This window comes from Vibrio sp. HB236076 (assembly GCF_040957575.1).
In the GTDB taxonomy this organism is placed as follows: domain Bacteria; phylum Pseudomonadota; class Gammaproteobacteria; order Enterobacterales; family Vibrionaceae; genus Vibrio.
In genome coordinates this window covers 283,694-298,974 of the sequence record NZ_CP162602.1, presented here as the reverse complement: position 1 = coordinate 298,974, position 15,281 = coordinate 283,694, and the positions used below count along the sequence as shown (strand labels likewise).

14 protein-coding genes are annotated in these 15,281 nt (G+C 45.9%); 10 read left to right on the top strand and 4 right to left on the bottom strand.

The genetic code is table 11. From position 1 onward, the window contains the following. The first annotated feature begins 23 nt into the window (after nucleotides 1-23). The 9 genes from AB0763_RS14655 (at nucleotide 24) to AB0763_RS14615 (ending at nucleotide 10,433) form a co-directional block, all read left to right on the top strand. Nucleotides 24-806 (top strand): SDR family oxidoreductase, encoded by a 783-nt coding sequence (locus AB0763_RS14655; protein WP_306099182.1) that lies wholly within the window; start codon nucleotides 24-26, stop codon nucleotides 804-806. Nucleotides 807-835: 29 nt separating this feature from the next. Beyond that, nucleotides 836-1,969 carry a pyridoxal phosphate-dependent aminotransferase gene (locus AB0763_RS14650; protein WP_306099181.1) on the top strand — a complete coding sequence of 378 codons (1,134 nt, stop codon included), beginning with the start codon at nucleotides 836-838 and terminating at the stop codon, nucleotides 1,967-1,969. Nucleotides 1,970-1,983: 14 nt separating this feature from the next. Continuing rightward, entirely contained in the window at nucleotides 1,984-2,865 is an 882-nt protein-coding gene (locus tag AB0763_RS14645) for an alpha/beta fold hydrolase (RefSeq protein WP_306099180.1), read from the top strand. After that, complete coding sequence (locus AB0763_RS14640; protein ID WP_306099179.1) at nucleotides 2,862-4,103, top strand: hydantoinase/carbamoylase family amidase; 1,242 nt, start codon at nucleotides 2,862-2,864, stop codon at nucleotides 4,101-4,103. Before AB0763_RS14645 ends, AB0763_RS14640 begins: the two co-directional genes overlap by 4 nt. Before the next feature lie 43 nt (nucleotides 4,104-4,146). Continuing rightward, a complete protein-coding gene (locus AB0763_RS14635) occupies nucleotides 4,147-4,968 on the top strand; it encodes an ABC transporter ATP-binding protein (protein ID WP_306099178.1) in 822 nt (273 codons plus the stop codon). 11 nt (nucleotides 4,969-4,979) lie between these two features. Continuing rightward, a complete protein-coding gene (locus AB0763_RS14630; RefSeq protein WP_306099177.1) occupies nucleotides 4,980-5,861 on the top strand; it encodes an ABC transporter permease in 882 nt (293 codons plus the stop codon). Further along, nucleotides 5,858-6,808: an ABC transporter permease gene (locus tag AB0763_RS14625; RefSeq protein ID WP_306099176.1), complete on the top strand. Its 951-nt coding sequence runs from the start codon at nucleotides 5,858-5,860 to the stop codon at nucleotides 6,806-6,808. Before AB0763_RS14630 ends, AB0763_RS14625 begins: the two co-directional genes overlap by 4 nt. Before the next feature lie 52 nt (nucleotides 6,809-6,860). Then, a complete protein-coding gene (locus AB0763_RS14620; protein WP_306099175.1) occupies nucleotides 6,861-7,868 on the top strand; it encodes an ABC transporter substrate-binding protein in 1,008 nt (335 codons plus the stop codon). A 162-nt stretch (nucleotides 7,869-8,030) separates the two neighbouring features. After that, nucleotides 8,031-10,433: a putative bifunctional diguanylate cyclase/phosphodiesterase gene (locus tag AB0763_RS14615; protein WP_368644275.1), complete on the top strand. Its 2,403-nt coding sequence runs from the start codon at nucleotides 8,031-8,033 to the stop codon at nucleotides 10,431-10,433. 44 nt (nucleotides 10,434-10,477) lie between these two features. On the opposite strand, the gene AB0763_RS14610 is transcribed toward AB0763_RS14615, so the two are convergent. Both AB0763_RS14610 and AB0763_RS14605 read right to left on the bottom strand, forming a co-directional pair. Further along, entirely contained in the window at nucleotides 10,478-11,011 is a 534-nt protein-coding gene (locus tag AB0763_RS14610; protein WP_306099172.1) for a copper resistance protein NlpE, read from the bottom strand. Between the two features lie 376 nt (nucleotides 11,012-11,387). After that, nucleotides 11,388-12,116 (bottom strand): DUF3581 domain-containing protein, encoded by a 729-nt coding sequence (locus tag AB0763_RS14605; protein WP_306099171.1) that lies wholly within the window; start codon nucleotides 12,114-12,116, stop codon nucleotides 11,388-11,390. Between the two features lie 315 nt (nucleotides 12,117-12,431). Between AB0763_RS14605 and AB0763_RS14600 the strand changes: the two genes are divergently transcribed. Continuing rightward, complete coding sequence (locus tag AB0763_RS14600) at nucleotides 12,432-13,580, top strand: MBL fold metallo-hydrolase (RefSeq protein WP_306099170.1); 1,149 nt, start codon at nucleotides 12,432-12,434, stop codon at nucleotides 13,578-13,580. On the opposite strand, the gene AB0763_RS14595 is transcribed toward AB0763_RS14600, so the two are convergent. Then, the gene (locus AB0763_RS14595) at nucleotides 13,528-13,965 is read right to left on the bottom strand and encodes a VOC family protein (RefSeq protein WP_306099169.1); all 438 of its coding nucleotides are present in this window, start codon (nucleotides 13,963-13,965) and stop codon (nucleotides 13,528-13,530) included. The two genes, AB0763_RS14600 and AB0763_RS14595, sit on opposite strands and share 53 nt — an antisense overlap. A gap of 118 nt (nucleotides 13,966-14,083) precedes the next feature. Next, complete coding sequence (gene galK / locus AB0763_RS14590; protein WP_306099168.1) at nucleotides 14,084-15,244, bottom strand: galactokinase; 1,161 nt, start codon at nucleotides 15,242-15,244, stop codon at nucleotides 14,084-14,086. Nucleotides 15,245-15,281 lie beyond the last annotated feature (37 nt).

Below are 15,281 nucleotides of genomic sequence, written 5' to 3'. Positions count from 1 at the left end.
TGAAGTTTTAAAAGGAATTAAAAATGGATTTGCAGCTTAGTGATAAGAAGGTGTTGATTACAGGGGCATCACAGGGGATTGGCGAAGGGTTGGCCTTTTCTTTTGCCGAGCAGGGGTGTGATTTGCACTTAACGGCTCGCTCTGAAGAGAAACTCTCGGCAATGGCGATTGAAATTGCAGAGAAATATGACGTGCAAGTCACAACGACCGCCGTCGATATGACGGCAAACGGCGCTTGCGAATTGATTGTTGAGCAAGCTGGTGACATTGATATTTTGATTAATAACGCTGGTGTCATTCCAAGTGGCAGCCTCTTTAATATTGATGCCAAGCAATGGCGCGATGGTTGGGCTCTTAAGGGGTTTGGGTATGTCGACATGATTCGATTGGTTTACCCCAAAATGAAACAAAGAGGGGGCGGGGTGATTTTAAACAACATTGGGAATGGCGGTGAAGTTTGTGACCCCAACTATGTGGAAGGTGCGGCTGGAAATGCTTCTATTATGGCCATAACACGAGCGATAGGTGGAAGCAGCTTAGACGACAATATTCGCGTGGTTGGCGTGAACCCAGGTCCGGTCGATACCCAGCGCATTTACAATATGTTGAAAAAATTTGCTGATAACAAACTCGGGAGTGAAGAAAAATACGACGAGCTGTTAGAACAATATCCATTAGGTCGTCCTGCCAAGGTACATGAAGTCACCGATTTGTTTTTATTTTTAGCGTCCTTTCGCTCTGGGTATACCTCTGGGACGGTGTTTACGGTTGATGGTGGTATCGCCGCTCGTCGCTCTGTCGTTTAATTGTCGAGACATATATTAGGTTATTAGCAATGAAAAAATTTGAATTGAGAAACCAATATTTTGATGCCCTTTGTCACACCGAAGGGCTGATGTGGCTTGGGCAAAATACCAACCATTACGAGCCAGACGAATCGGTTAAACAAGCCATCATTGATACGTTAGACAGCGGTGAATATCACGCTTATGCCCCTCCTGCTGGCTATGAAGAGTTGCGTCAGTTAATTCGAGAAGACATGGGAATACCTCAAGCAAGTGTGTTGGTGACCGATGGTGCTGTTGAAGCGTTATTTAACGTGTGCAGTAACTTGTGTAAGCCCGGTACGGACTTTGTGACCACAAACCCAAGTTGGGCATGGCCAATGCGTTTCGCTGAGAAAATGGGCGCGAATGTCGTTGAGATTCCGATTTACGGTGAAGAAAATCAGTTTAAGTTGACGCCAGAACAACTGCGAGAGGCGGTGTCAGAGAACACCGAGGTCATTTATTTGGTGGATCCGAATAACCCACTGGGAACTTGCCATACTAAAGAGGAAATTCAAGCATTTGCCGACATCGCCCGCTCAGTGGATGCTTATATTATTCACGATACAACCTATTTTGCTTTCGCTGAATCATTTACACCTATGTATTTGTTTTATCCAGAGAAAACCCTGCAAATTTATAGTTTTTCTAAATGGTTAGGGCTAGCTGGGATGCGACTAGGGGCCGTCTTGGCCAATGAGGATATTATTGAGCGCCTGGCAACGGCGCCGCCCAATAATTTGGGCAGTAATGTCATGTCTCAGCGAGCGGCAATTGCCGGATTAAAGACGAAGTCGCAGTGGTTTCCTAAAGTGTGGGAGCGTCAACGTCGTAACCAAGCGGTGGTCGCCCATGCCGTCAGTCAGATCCCCGGCCTGCATGTGCCGATTTACCCCTCACAGGCAAACCTATTGATTATCGAGACGGTCGAAGCAGGGATCGATCCTAAAGCCTTAGTCGCCGCTTACCAGACGAAAGGCATCATGATACGTCAAGGTATTTATCACACTCAAAAATTTGGTGACCGCTTTGTAAAAGTGAGCCTGACCGTTCCAGAAGAGTGGGCTGACCAATTTTGCCAATGGTTACCAGAAATGGTTGAGCTGGCAAAAACTATTGAGATTCCACACGATCTTTTTTAAAGCAGGAGCAAGTGATGCCATTTGTTAACACGGACGATAACGTTAATTTGTATTTTGAAGAAGTCGGCTCAGGAGAGTCGATCATCTTTGTTCACGAGTTTGGTGGGGATATGCGCAGTTGGGAGCCACAAATGCGATATTTTTCACGTCATTATCACTGTATTGCCTTTAATGCACGAGGCTACCCACCCTCCGAGGTTCCCGAGGCATTGGAACAATACACACAACAACGCGCAGTGAAGGACATCCTTGCCATCATGGACCACTTACAGCTTGAAAAGGCCCATATCGTTGGATTGTCGATGGGGGGCTTTGCGGCGGTTCATTTTGGGTTAATGGCGCCAGAGCGTGCGCACTCATTGGTTGTGGCCGGCGCGGGCTATGGCGCAGAAAAACACTGCGAGGAATATTTTCGACAGGTTTCCCATCAGGTGGCAGAGCAGTTTGAACAACAAGGCTCGGTGCAATTTTCGAAAACGTATTCTATGGCCGCCAGTCGTATCACTTTTAAGATCAAAGACCCTCGTGGTTGGCAGGAGTTCGCGGATCAATTATCTGAGCATTCCGCCCTGGGGGCGGCGATGACAATGCGCGGCGTTCAAGCGAGGCGACCTTCTTTGTATGATTTAGAACAACCTTTGCAAGCGATGACAGTACCGGTATTGATCATTGTCGGAGATGAAGACGATCACTGTTTGCAACCGGCGATCTTTATGAAAAAAACCATTCCTGCTTCAGGGTTAGCGGTTTTTCCAAAGTCAGGTCACACGCTGAATATCGAGGAGCCGGGGTTATTTAATCAATTTGTCGGTGATTTTATGACAGCCGTTATCCAAGATAAGTGGTTGCCGCGCGACCCTCGTTCTCTTCCTTCAGAAATAATGAAAACATCATGAACATTGCAAATTTTACTTGTGCTACACGACTGTGGCAACGGCATGAAACGCTGTCGAAAATTGGCGCGACCCCAAACGGTGGGGTGGATCGAGCGGCCTTGACGGTGAATGATTTTCTCGCGCAAAAGCAGTTGTGTGAATGGGGGGCGTCTATCGGCATGACGGCGAGTCGAGACAGAGTCGGCAATCTTTTTTTAACGCTCAAAGGGCTCGATTCACAACGCGCTGCGGTGATGTCTGGCTCCCATCTTGATTCTCAACCAACCGGAGGGAAATACGATGGCGTGTACGGGGTGTTAGCGGCTTTGGAGGCTTGCCATGCCATGGTAGAGGCTGGGTTTACACCGCTTAGTGATATCGTGGTCGTCGCTTGGATGAATGAAGAAGGGTCGCGATTTGCCCCGGGAATGATGGGGTCGGCCTATTTTTCTGGTCAGCGCTCTCTTGAACAAATCTTGCCTGTCCAAGACCAGAAGGGAATCACGGTCGAGCGTGCTTTACAACACAGCCATGAATACTTGAGTCACATAAGCATCGCAGAGCCACCGGTACCGGCTTATTACTTAGAAGCGCATATAGAGCAAGGGCCGGAATTAGAAAAAAAACACATCCCAATTGGGGTGGTCACCGGTATTCAAGGCAAGAAAACCTATCGAATCACCATTGAAGGAGAGGCGGCTCATGCCGGTACTTCGCCAAAGCGTGAACGAAAAGACGCGCTTTTGGCTGCGGTGAGAATGATTGCCGACATGGATCGTGAATTTACTGATGAGCACGATTTAGTCAAGTTCACCGTTGGGGCTTTGGATGTCACACCGAATGCCCCTTCCGTGGTGCCAGAACGCGTGGTTTTTTCTATCGATTTGAGACACCCTGACAACGCTGTTTTACGTCGCTTTGGCGATCGAGTTGAGGCCATTTGTCAATCTGTTTCAAAGCCTTGTTCAGTTCAGGTTGAAGCACTGTCTTCGGCGATGTCACTGACGTTTTCAGCATCGATGCAAAAGGAGATTACAACCGTGAGTGAAAAGCTTGGTATCAAAACTCTGCCGTTGCTTTCTGCTGCAGGTCATGACGCCCGTTATCTGCATCGAATTTGCCCAAGTGCCATGTTGTTCATTCCTTGCCATAAGGGAATAACACACAACGAAAAAGAGCGGATTGCAATAGACGATGCGCATGATGGCGCCAAGGTATTGGTTAACGTGTTGGCGGAACTGGCTTGTCAACGAGATTGATGAAACAAGTCAATGAAAATACACGTATTGAGGAGAATTTTTCATGGATGAAATAAGTGTAGAAATGAATGAATCAGAGAAAGACAAAGCGCGATCAATGATCGAAGTTAACGACTTATCACTGGTTTTTAATACCAATGATGGTGATGTTCATGCGTTGTCGAATATCAATTTAACCATTCGCCAAGGTGACTTTGTCTCATTTATTGGCCCATCGGGTTGCGGAAAAACCACGCTATTAAGAGTGATCGCGGATCTCGAACAGCAAACTGGCGGCTCGATTACCGTTGACGGAACCTCACCTGAAGACGCTCGCTTAAATCGCTTGTACGGTTACGTCTTTCAAGCTGCGGCGTTATTACCTTGGCGAACCATTGAAAAAAACTGTGCTTTGCCATCTGAAATTTCTGGATTTTCACCGCAAAGGAAACAGGCATTGATCGATAAATACCTGGCCATGGTGGGCTTGCAAGATTTCCATCACAAATACCCTTGGCAGTTGTCCGGTGGCATGCAACAGCGAGCTTCTATTGCGCGAGCGCTGTGTATTGAACCCCCATTGCTATTAATGGATGAGCCTTTTGGTGCCCTCGATGAAATTACTCGAGACCATATGAATGTTGAGTTGCTAAAAATATGGCAAGAGACAAAAAAGACCGTGGTATTTGTCACGCATTCCATTGCCGAAGCCGTGATGCTCTCGACCCATATTGTGGTGATGTCCCCTCGACCGGGCAGAATCGTTAAAGTGATCGAGAGTCCTTTACCCAGAATGAAGTCACTAGGGTTAAGAGATACGGAGTTGTTTCATGCCGTTGCGGCTGAAATACGCCAAGCCTTGGCTCATGAACACGCCATTGATTAGGGGAGAGGAGCATGGATGCATCTTTATTTAAGCGCAAAGGCTGCGCTATTGTCGTGACGGTCATTACCATCGTCATACTCTGGTACATTGCCGCATTGTTGATGAATGGCAAGCAGCTAATCGATACTTATGAAAGGCAAAATAAGTCTTGGACTTACCAGCAAATTCTCGAGGGGGCTTATGACGTCAAAAGGCCAAAGTTACCCCCACCACACCAAGTGGTTGAGCAATGGTATAAATTCGTTTTTGATACCAAACTGACATCAAAACGCTCTTTGGTTTATCACTCGGTTATCACGTTGCAGTCAACCTTGTTGGGCTTTGCTTTAGGGGCACTGTTGGGTATCGCCATCGCCATTGGTATTGTCCATAACAAGACGTTGGAAATGAGCTTTATGCCCTGGGTTATCGCTTCGCAAACCATTCCTATTTTGGCCATTGCCCCTATTATTGTCGTTGTCCTTGGGGCGGTAAATATTACAGGGATAGTTCCTAAAGCATTAATCTCAATGTATTTGTCTTTTTTTCCTGTTGCCATAAGTATGGTGAAAGGGTTGCGTTCCTCCGATCCTCTACACTTGGAACTGCTGCGAACGTACAACGCAACACCCACTCAACTGTTTTGGAAATTACGTTGGTACTCCGCGCAGCCTTATTTGTTTTCCAGTTTAAAAATTGCCATTGCGGCCTCTTTGGTCGGGGCAGTGGTGGCGGAGTTACCAACCGGAGCACAGGGCGGTTTAGGGGCGAGATTACTAAGTGGGTCCTACTACGGTCAGACCACACTGATTTGGGCAACGCTGTTAATGGCCGCTCTCTTGGGGTATGGGTTGGTCAGCCTAATTTCCGTATGGGAAAAAAGGGTACTTAAGCACCGAGGACAGAAAGTATGAAAAGACGATTCATGTTCAGTGTCTGCATCGTGGTATTACTCGCTCAAGCCTGTGTTGGGTTTACATTAGAGCCGGGAATATATCAGCGATTAAATGGCGTCATTTTACTGCTGCCACTCTCGGTATTGGCTGCGTTTAAGCTGATGTCTTTACTGGCGAACACGGAGGGAGAAAACCAATGGGTGAAAGTCATGGTGCCGAGTTTATTTGCGCTTATCATTGTAATGACTTGGCAAAGTGTAACCAATGGCTATGCGATTTCAAAAATATTATTGCCTACTCCAGTTGATATTTTTGCTGCATTTTGGGGCAATCTCCCGACATTATGGTCCGATTTTAAGCAAACCTTCCTTAAAGCCGTCGTGTCGGGTTATTTGATCGGTTGCTGTGCTGGGTTTGCTGTGGCGGCAGTCGCGGCGCGAAGTCTCTTTTTACAGCACTGTCTCTTGCCATTGGGCAATTTTGTCTCAGCCATTCCTATCATCGGTATTGCGCCTATTATGGTGATGTGGTTTGGTTTTGACTGGCAATCGAAAGCCGCAGTTGTGGTCGTAATGACATTTTTCCCTATGTTTATTAATACCTTATCTGGCTTGCAGTCGGTTGATCCATTACACAAGGATTTAATGAATACTTATGCGGCTAACTCGTTACAAGTGTTTTTAAAGAGCGAATTGCCCCAAGCGATGCCGTTTATTTTTAACGCACTAAAACTCAACTCAACGTTGGCATTAATTGGCGCAATCGTTGCTGAGTTTTTTGGTACACCGATCGTTGGCATGGGATTTCGAATTTCCACCGAAGTGGGTCGCATGAATATGGACATGGTTTGGGCGACGATTGTCGTCGCAGCTTTGGCTGGCTCAGTGAGTTATGGCCTGTTGGCATTATTGGAAAAAATGGTTTTGTTTTGGCATCCATCGATGCGAGCGACAAAACACAAATAAGTAGTAAGGAAAAACCACATACGTTAATTACTTTTATACATTGGAGGTATAAATGAAAAAGCACATGGTTTCTTTATTGACAAGTGCAGTCACAGTCACGTCGTGTTTCAGTGTTTACGCGGCAGAAAAAGTCACTTTGCAACTCAAGTGGGTAACGCAAGCGCAATTTGCGGGTTATTACGTTGCGTTAAATAAGGGGTTTTACAAAGACGAGGATCTCAATGTCATCATAAAGCCAGGCGGCCCTGATATTTCACCGGCACAAACCTTGGCGGGAGGCGGAGCGGACATCATTGTCGATTGGATGCCTTCGGCATTAGCAACGCGAGAAAAGGGCTTGCCACTGGTGAACATTAGTCAGACCTTCGCGAAATCAGGGATGATGTTAACGTGTTTAAAATCAAGTGGGATTTTAACCTCAAAGGATTTTTCTGGGAAAACATTAGGGGTGTGGTTTTACGGCAATGAATACCCTTTTTTAAGTTGGATGTCTAAGTTAGGGTATGAGACGACAGGTGGGGACCAAGGCGTTACCGTATTGAAGCAAGGCTTTAACGTTGACCCCATTTTTCAAGGTCAGGCCGATTGTGTGTCAACCATGACATATAACGAATACCATCAGGTCTTAGATGGTGGTTTAACAACGGATGAGATCTCGTTGTTTAAATACGAAGATCAAGGCGTAGCCACTTTAGAGGATGGGCTTTATACCCTAGAAGATAACCTCAAAGACCCGAAAACAGTAGAAACCTATGCCAAATTTTTAAGTGCTTCACTGAAGGGGTGGGAGTGGGCTGCAAACCATCCAGAAGAAACGGCAGAAATCATTCTTGAATACGATGACACCGGAGCACAAACTTACGAGCACCAAGTTCGTATGATGAAAGAAGTCGCGAAGTTGCTCAACAGCGGTGAGAGTAACATTGGTTACCTTGATCCAATGGCTTATCAACGAACGGTCGATATCCTGTTGAGTAGTGAATCTGCGCCTGTGATAACCAAAGAACCCGTTAATGCTTATTCGCACGTGGTGTACGAAAAGGCCATGAGTCTGAAATAAGGGACAGCGAAGTGGCTTATCAAATCCAATGCTGAATACAGTATTGGATTTTTTTTATAATTAAAGTCATCAGATAGGATGAAATCAGTTGCGTAATTGCCAGTGGTAAAAAGGCTTTTTTCAATTTATGCTGACGTTAATAATAATTGAGGGCTTTTGACAATGTGGCTACTGTTTTTCGCTCAAGTTGGCTTATTTTCACTTTTTCCGTTGTATTTTACCTTCCAAACGGATCATTTACGCCGAGTTAATTTCTATATTTACCTTTCATTAATTCTTTTTGTGGGTGGATATCTTGGCAATATTTATTCGCTCCCTTTAACCGACAGTATTCATGTGTCAGCGGGTAATCTCTGTTACGGCGCGTTTATGATGACGTCAGTGCTGTTGGTGTGGCTCGAAAAAGACGTCACCTTATTAAGACAAATTATTCGTTTGGTTATTTTTATTGATCTGTTTAATGTGTTGACGTCAATGTTAATCACCACCATGTTGTCGTCTGAGTCTATTGTCAATGTCCACAACACACCGATTGAGGTATTTAGTATTTCCGTCCCCTTTATTGTGCTGGGCGGGGTACTGATCATCAGTGAGCTCTTTGTTCTATTGCTGTGTTTTGACTTTATTAAGCGTTTGGCGTTGTCCTCATTGCTTTCGCTGGCTTTGTATATTGTTTTGTTTGTTGCGGTACTTTGTTTAGATGGGGTGCTCTTTCCCCTTATTGCGTTTGGGTTTACGCCGGAAATTATTGCCATTGTGATTGGCGGCTTGTCGGGTAAATTTGTGACTGCATTGAGTTATGCCGCGGTATTATTCTTTTTTGCGCTGTTTCGTCGAGAGGCCTTTTTAACTTATTTGGCCAGTGGCACCGCTTCTTGGCGTCGCTTGTTCATGTCTTCGGATCATTTACAGCGTCGCTTGGTTGAAAAAGAAAAAAGTTTGCAACAAGCCGATTATATTTTTCAAAACAGTATCGAAGGCCTCGCGATCATCGATAAAAACGGGGAGTTGATAAAAGCTAATCCCGCTTTTTACAGCCAGGTCGCCCTGTCTTCGCAAACAAAAAACATCAATGAGGTGTTTTATCATCAAGGTGAACCGGTTTGCTTTAAGCCGTTAATAAACTACTGGCGTGGTGAGGTGGAAATTCATCGCGGCAGTCAACGATTTGGGCTGTTAGCCATCCAGGTTGAGCAAGCTATCGACGGGTTAACTGAGCGTTTGGTCTTATCCTTGGTGAATATTCAAAACTTGAAAGAAGCACACCAAAAATTGGATCACCTTGCCAAGCACGATCCTTTGACAGGCTTAGCTAACCGGCGGGTGTTAGATAGGGAAATCGCGCAATTGTCCGGCTTACCCGCAACATTACTCGCCATTGATATAGACAGATTTAAAACCATTAATGATAGCTTTGGCCACGGCGGTGGCGATATCGTATTACAGTGTATCGCCAGTCGCTTACTGTCGCTGTGTCAACAGCCAGAATATCGCCAAAGTGTGTTATGCCGTGTCGGGGGCGATGAGTTTACCATCCTGATTGCCAGTGGTGATGAACAACATGCCTTGTCGTTTGCTCATCAAGTTCAGCGATTGTTTGAGCACGTTGTGATGATCGACAATAGCACGCAAGTTTATGTTTCAGCGACATTGGGGCTTAGCGTGCAACAAGAAGGGGAATATCGAAACTTGATCCACGAGGCAGACGCCGGTTTGTACGCCGCAAAAAGAAACGTACGCGGCAGCTTAGGGCGTTATGAAGAGAGTTTAAGTCAGCGCAGTGCGAGAAAATTGCTGATTACTACCCAGCTCAAAAAAGCCTTAGATCAACAAGCACTGTCAATTGTATTTCAACCTCAGTATTCGCTGATTGAAAAGCGTTTTGTGGGCGTAGAAGCCTTGGTTCGGTGGACCGACAGTGAACTCGGAAAAATATCACCTGCTGAGTTTATTCCCATCGCTGAAGAAAGTGGCCTTATCCGGCGTTTGGGGGATTGGGTGCTCTATGAGTCATGCTGTGTAATGAAACAATGGCAGCAGCAAGGTTTACAAGCGATAAAATTGTCGGTGAACTTGTCTTCTTTGCAGCTGCAAGTTGGCGATTTTGCCGAGCAAGTCGCAAAAGCACTGGCGATGTCGGGCTTACCTGCTGAGGCCTTACAACTCGAGTTGACCGAGTCTGCGGTATTGGAAGGGGAGCATTCTGTGTTATCAAAATTGGATGAGATCAAACGTTCGGGAGTTTCTCTGGCGATAGATGATTTTGGTACGGGTTATTCTTCACTGTCTTATATCGCGAAATGCCCTTGGGATAGCTTAAAAATTGATAAGAGTTTCATTGATGGGCTCCCCGGTGATGAAGAGAAAATTAAGATGGTGAGGACCATCGTCCAGTTAGCGCAAAATATGAAGCTCACCATTGTGGTCGAAGGAGTAGAGAGTAAAGCCCAGGTTGATTTTTTGAGCACACTGGCCTGTGATGTGATTCAAGGGTATTACTTTGCCAAACCACTGGATGGCGAACACGCTTTTGCCTTAATTAAGAATAAAAACGCCAGTGATTAACACTGGCGTTTGAATGGTTGACGTTATTAGCGAAAGGAAGGAGATTACTCTTCCATGCCCATCGGTTCTTTTTTCAGTGTGTACTGGGCCGCAAGATCGCCTTTGATCGGCTCACCATTATTATCGAGTTGGGTGAGAGTTCCTTGGCTAACCGCATAGTGACCGACTTGTTGGCCTTGGCTGTCCATCAGCATCACTTTGGTGTTTTGCTCATTCCACTGCAGTTTACCTGTTGTGGTTGATGGCTCTTCATTTTTACCAAGGTAAGTTACCGTCATTTCAAAGGACTCATCACCATTGAGCATTAATTGCGTTTCTTGTCCTTCACAATCAGCACATGGCAAAATACCGTGGTACACGCCTTGCCAAGTCTTTTCTTGCGCTAAAGTCGCATTATCTGTGGTTGGCTGTGCGGTTTCAATGGTTTGAAGGTCTTGACTGCCTTCTAAGCCCGAGGTTTCAAGTTGTGCGGCACTGTCTTCTGATACAGCCACAGTCTCTTCTTTTTGGTCGTTACAACCCGCTAGAAATAAAGCCACTGCGGTTGCGGTTAATGTTAAAACGGTTTTATTTTTCATCGTAGTACCCCTTTCAATACTAAGGTGTTCGTTTTTGTAGGGCTATTGTCGGCCGTTTCATGGTGTCTTGAGTCATTGATGAGTTAAAGAAAACGCAGGATGCGTCAAGCTTGAGTAAAGGCAAAGTCAGCGTTTCAAGGTTGTGTGAAATCACTGACAATCGCATGGTTAAATCACAAAAATCGACAGGACCGCCGAGTGATAAAGGGGGGATTCGCGGCTAAAGAACAAAGTTAAAGACTGGTATGGGGAAAATAAAGGCGCTTATTGACTCAATGGATGCGCTGACTGAGCCTGTTGTTTACCGTAATTAAAAAGCGCCTCATTATTCATGAGACGCTTTATCAATCCAAACTTGGGGACATCGCGCTGGAGATTAAGCGGCTTCGGTCGCGAACTGGGTAAGGAAGTGTTGTTTTCTTTGGTTAAAGCGTTCTACCAATTCGTCAATCGCGTCTTGGTCGTAAGGCTTAAGACCGCTGGCGACCATTCTCTTAGTGCCACGGCCAATTTGAATGCCGTGATCGGTGAATTCGAAATTGAGCGTGACCACACCTCGTTTGCCTTCTACGTCAAAAGACGCGCCGGTGAATTGAACGTCGGGATGAGTCAGGTCTAGGCGGTCAAATTCGACTTCCATACTTTCGTAGATCACTAATGGACGCTGACAGTTGATCATCATCTGTTGCTCTTCCATCAATGGCACCATGATATGGGGAAAGTTCTTGCCAGAAAATTGAACGTAATTGGTTACCACATACTCAATCAAATCTTGATTAAAACTGGTTTCACCTTCGCAACTCATGTGTAAGTACTCTTTGCCATTGGCATCGACGACGGCACTTTCTTTGTCACACTTATTTTCAATGCTCAAATCCACACCGTCACCGACCATACCGTTGAAGTCAAAACGCATTTTTTGGCTGATGCCTTGTTGAGTCAGCAAAACGCCGAATAACAAATCGCCAGGGACACAAAAACGCTTGTTGTCTTCATCGTGAATCGGGTTAAAGTCACCGGCAACTTTCTTAGCAAAGTGGCTTGCTTGTTGACGAGTGAAGTTAAAGTTTTGATTTGATTGTGAAAAATAAGGATCTAAGAACATGTGTTTACTATGGTAGCCAATATTGCCATGCATTATACCCGATTTGTTGCATTTCAATGGTCTATCCAGATCATTTTGGGCGCAGTCGGTAAAAAAATGGATTAAACGTTCACTCAAACAGTTCGTTAATCATAATGACAATCAGGGCTAGTAATGGGTTTTAATCAAAAAAGGCCGCGATCATCGAATAAAACGGGCAAAGAGTGGGTTGGTGAGCCTGTGTCATCAAACGGTCATTGAACATGGCGTTTTTTTCATCAAATCGACACGATTGGTTTTTAGCATAATACCCAAGCAAATCGAGGTATAGGTATTATGAGTAAGACCACCATTTCTGCAACTATCGATCATTCTACAAATATCGTTCCAACGCATGCTGAACTACGTAAAAAGCGCATCGAATTATCCCCTCAATTTCATCAAGGTCGTGTGATTAACCGCATGCCACATGTCCCGTCACCTCAAAGCAAACGTCAGTTTGTTTGGAGCTATTTAGGTGGACGTAAGCAATTACAGCCTCAGGTGACATTGCCATACCAAGCACGTCAAAAAAGCGATTTTTCTCACCCGTCTCAATCGCTACAAGTCACTTGGTTGGGGCACTCAACCATGTGGGTTGAGATTGATGGTATCTCGGTACTCACCGATCCTGTCTTTTCTTATGCGTCACCCAAAGTGGCCAAACCTTGGTTTGAGCGCAATGTCTCTACGCCGATTCAACGCGAAGATCTCCCGGTTCCGAAGGTGGTGCTGATTTCTCATGATCATTACGATCACTTAGAAAAAACCACGATTGAATATTATCGCGATACCGACACCCATTTTATTGTCCCACTAGGGGTGGGTAAGTATTTACAACGCTGGGGCGTGAAACCAACTCGTATTGAAGAGCTCGATTGGTGGCAAGAAACACAGTATCAAGGTGTGACTTTGGCGTGCACACCGGCTAATCACAACTCTGGTCGCTATGGTTGGGATTCAAATTCAACGCTATGGGCTTCTTGGGTGTTAATCGGCAAGCGAGAGCGTTTCTACTTTAGTGGTGACAGCGCTTACGATAAACACTTTGCCGAAATTGGCCTGCGATATGGCCCCTTTGACATTGCCGCGATTGAAGTGGCGGCTGATGTCAAAAAAGACCGAGGGTATTGTGTTGAAAACTGCGGTCATATGCAGGCCAGTCACACGGTTCGTGCTGCGCTTGATCTCGATGCCAAAAAGCTTTTGCCCATTCACTGGGCCACTTTTGAGTTATTTACTCATCAGTGGGACGAGCCGATTAATGATTTGTGCCGTGTTGCGTTGTTGCAATCACAAGCGATTTTGACCCCCATGATCGGTGAAAAGGTTCACTCTCAAAGTGCGAACCTGAAAAAGTGGTGGCTACAACCTGAATTGCAGGCTCGCCCTGTTAAGCGGTCTCGTTGGCGTTCACCGGCGATGATGAAGGCAGGTAAGGTTTAAGTTCAACCACGTTGTGCTCTGGGTCGTTGATATAGAGTGAGCGTCCATAACCTTGGGCGCCGTAGCGATTGGCGAAAGTGATCTCGTGAAAACCAAAAGAGGCTAAATACTGCAATATCGCTTCTTCACTTTGTGGGTGATATTGCAGACAAAAATGGTCGAGATTACGGCCATTTTGCTGTGGTGCTTGCCCGCCGAGCTTGCCAAGCTCTGAGTCGACATCGACCAGATCAATCAATGCGTTGCCTGCTCGAAGTTGGGTGAGACCGAGTTCGGGGCGTTCCCTTTCAATCTGGCAACCTAATACCTCGCAGTAAAACGTCAACATCGCTGCGCGTTGCGTGGTTCTCAGGACAATATGATCCAATCCGGCTAATGTTAGCATGGCTTTTACTTTCGTTTGTGAACCCTTATTTGAGTATAGAGTGCACTTGGGCGTCAGTAAATGTTGGACGGCAGGCATCATACGTTTTGATACCTGCCGTATTTCGTAAGAGAAAGGATTAAGGAGTGGTGACAAGCCCAGCGCCTTGGACGGCATGGCACAGGTAAATCGACTCTTTTAAACCGGTTTGTGCTTGATATTGATTGGCCACTTGTTCGATGACTTGTGGGACTAAATCTTGCGGCACGATCGCAACGATACAACCGCCAAAACCGCCGCCAGTCATGCGTACGCCACCTTGAGTACCAATCGTTTCTTGGACAATATCGACCAGTAGATCGATCTCTTTGACGGTAATTTCAAAGTCATCGCGCATGGAACGGTGTGATTGGGCCATTAATTCACCGATGCGTTTCATATTGTGTTCACGCAGTGCTTGAGTGGCGTCGAGAACGCGATGATTTTCGCTGATCACATGGTGAGCGCGCTTCGCGACCACTTCTGTTAATTTCGAGCGGTTTTGATTAAATTCATCGATGGTGATGTCGCGCAGCGCATTGACGCCCAAAAGCCGCGCTGCTTCTTCACATTGCTCACGACGGGTGTTGTATTCGCTGTCGACCAACCCCCGCTTTTTATTGGAATTGATGATCATCACCGCCATGTCTTTTGGCATGGGAATCGCTTCGGTTTCTAAGCTGCGACAATCGAGTAACAAGGCATGGTTTTTTTGGCCTTTGGCTGAGATCATTTGGTCCATAATACCGCAGTTACAACCGACGAAGTCATTTTCTGCTTGTTGGCCATTAAGGGCAATATCGGCTTGGCTGATGCTCAAATCGCACAGCGCTTTAAAGGTTTGTCCAATCACGACTTCTAAAGCGGCCGACGAGCTTAACCCCGCGCCTTGAGGAACATTACCACTGATCGCGATATCGACACCGGCCAGTGTGTATCCGCGATCCATTAGGCACTTAATTACACCGCGAACATAGTTTGCCCACATTTTATCCGCTTGAAAGAGGATCGTTTCATGGAGATCAAATTCATCGATCTCATTACCATAATCGACGGAGATGACCCGTACTTTGCTGTCGTTACGCTTCGCCGCCGCCACTAAGGTTTGGTAGTTAATGGCACAAGGCAATACAAAGCCATCGTTATAATCGGTATGCTCACCGATAAGGTTGACCCGTCCCGGTGCTTGGATAAAGTGGCTTGGTGAATAATTGAAAATCTGTTCAAAAGCCGTGTTGACCGTTTGGATTAAATCAGACATTGGTTGCTCTCTTGTTCATGGTTCTAAGACTGTTCCT

What these genes read in the sequence shown, in the direction of transcription:
- AB0763_RS14630 (WP_306099177.1), top strand. Translation starts at nt 4,980, where the DNA reads ATGGATGCATCTTTATTTAAGCGCAAAGGCTGCGCTATTGTCGTGACG.
- AB0763_RS14595 (WP_306099169.1), bottom strand. Translation starts at nt 13,965, where the DNA reads ATGCTAACATTAGCCGGATTGGATCATATTGTCCTGAGAACCACGCAA.
- AB0763_RS14620 (WP_306099175.1), top strand. Translation starts at nt 6,861, where the DNA reads ATGAAAAAGCACATGGTTTCTTTATTGACAAGTGCAGTCACAGTCACG.
- AB0763_RS14600 (WP_306099170.1), top strand. Translation starts at nt 12,432, where the DNA reads ATGAGTAAGACCACCATTTCTGCAACTATCGATCATTCTACAAATATC.
- AB0763_RS14650 (WP_306099181.1), top strand. Translation starts at nt 836, where the DNA reads ATGAAAAAATTTGAATTGAGAAACCAATATTTTGATGCCCTTTGTCAC.
- AB0763_RS14655 (WP_306099182.1), top strand. Translation starts at nt 24, where the DNA reads ATGGATTTGCAGCTTAGTGATAAGAAGGTGTTGATTACAGGGGCATCA.
- AB0763_RS14615 (WP_368644275.1), top strand. Translation starts at nt 8,031, where the DNA reads ATGTGGCTACTGTTTTTCGCTCAAGTTGGCTTATTTTCACTTTTTCCG.
- AB0763_RS14605 (WP_306099171.1), bottom strand. Translation starts at nt 12,116, where the DNA reads ATGTTCTTAGATCCTTATTTTTCACAATCAAATCAAAACTTTAACTTC.
- AB0763_RS14640 (WP_306099179.1), top strand. Translation starts at nt 2,862, where the DNA reads ATGAACATTGCAAATTTTACTTGTGCTACACGACTGTGGCAACGGCAT.
- galK (WP_306099168.1), bottom strand. Translation starts at nt 15,244, where the DNA reads ATGTCTGATTTAATCCAAACGGTCAACACGGCTTTTGAACAGATTTTC.
- AB0763_RS14645 (WP_306099180.1), top strand. Translation starts at nt 1,984, where the DNA reads ATGCCATTTGTTAACACGGACGATAACGTTAATTTGTATTTTGAAGAA.
- AB0763_RS14610 (WP_306099172.1), bottom strand. Translation starts at nt 11,011, where the DNA reads ATGAAAAATAAAACCGTTTTAACATTAACCGCAACCGCAGTGGCTTTA.
- AB0763_RS14635 (WP_306099178.1), top strand. Translation starts at nt 4,147, where the DNA reads ATGGATGAAATAAGTGTAGAAATGAATGAATCAGAGAAAGACAAAGCG.
- AB0763_RS14625 (WP_306099176.1), top strand. Translation starts at nt 5,858, where the DNA reads ATGAAAAGACGATTCATGTTCAGTGTCTGCATCGTGGTATTACTCGCT.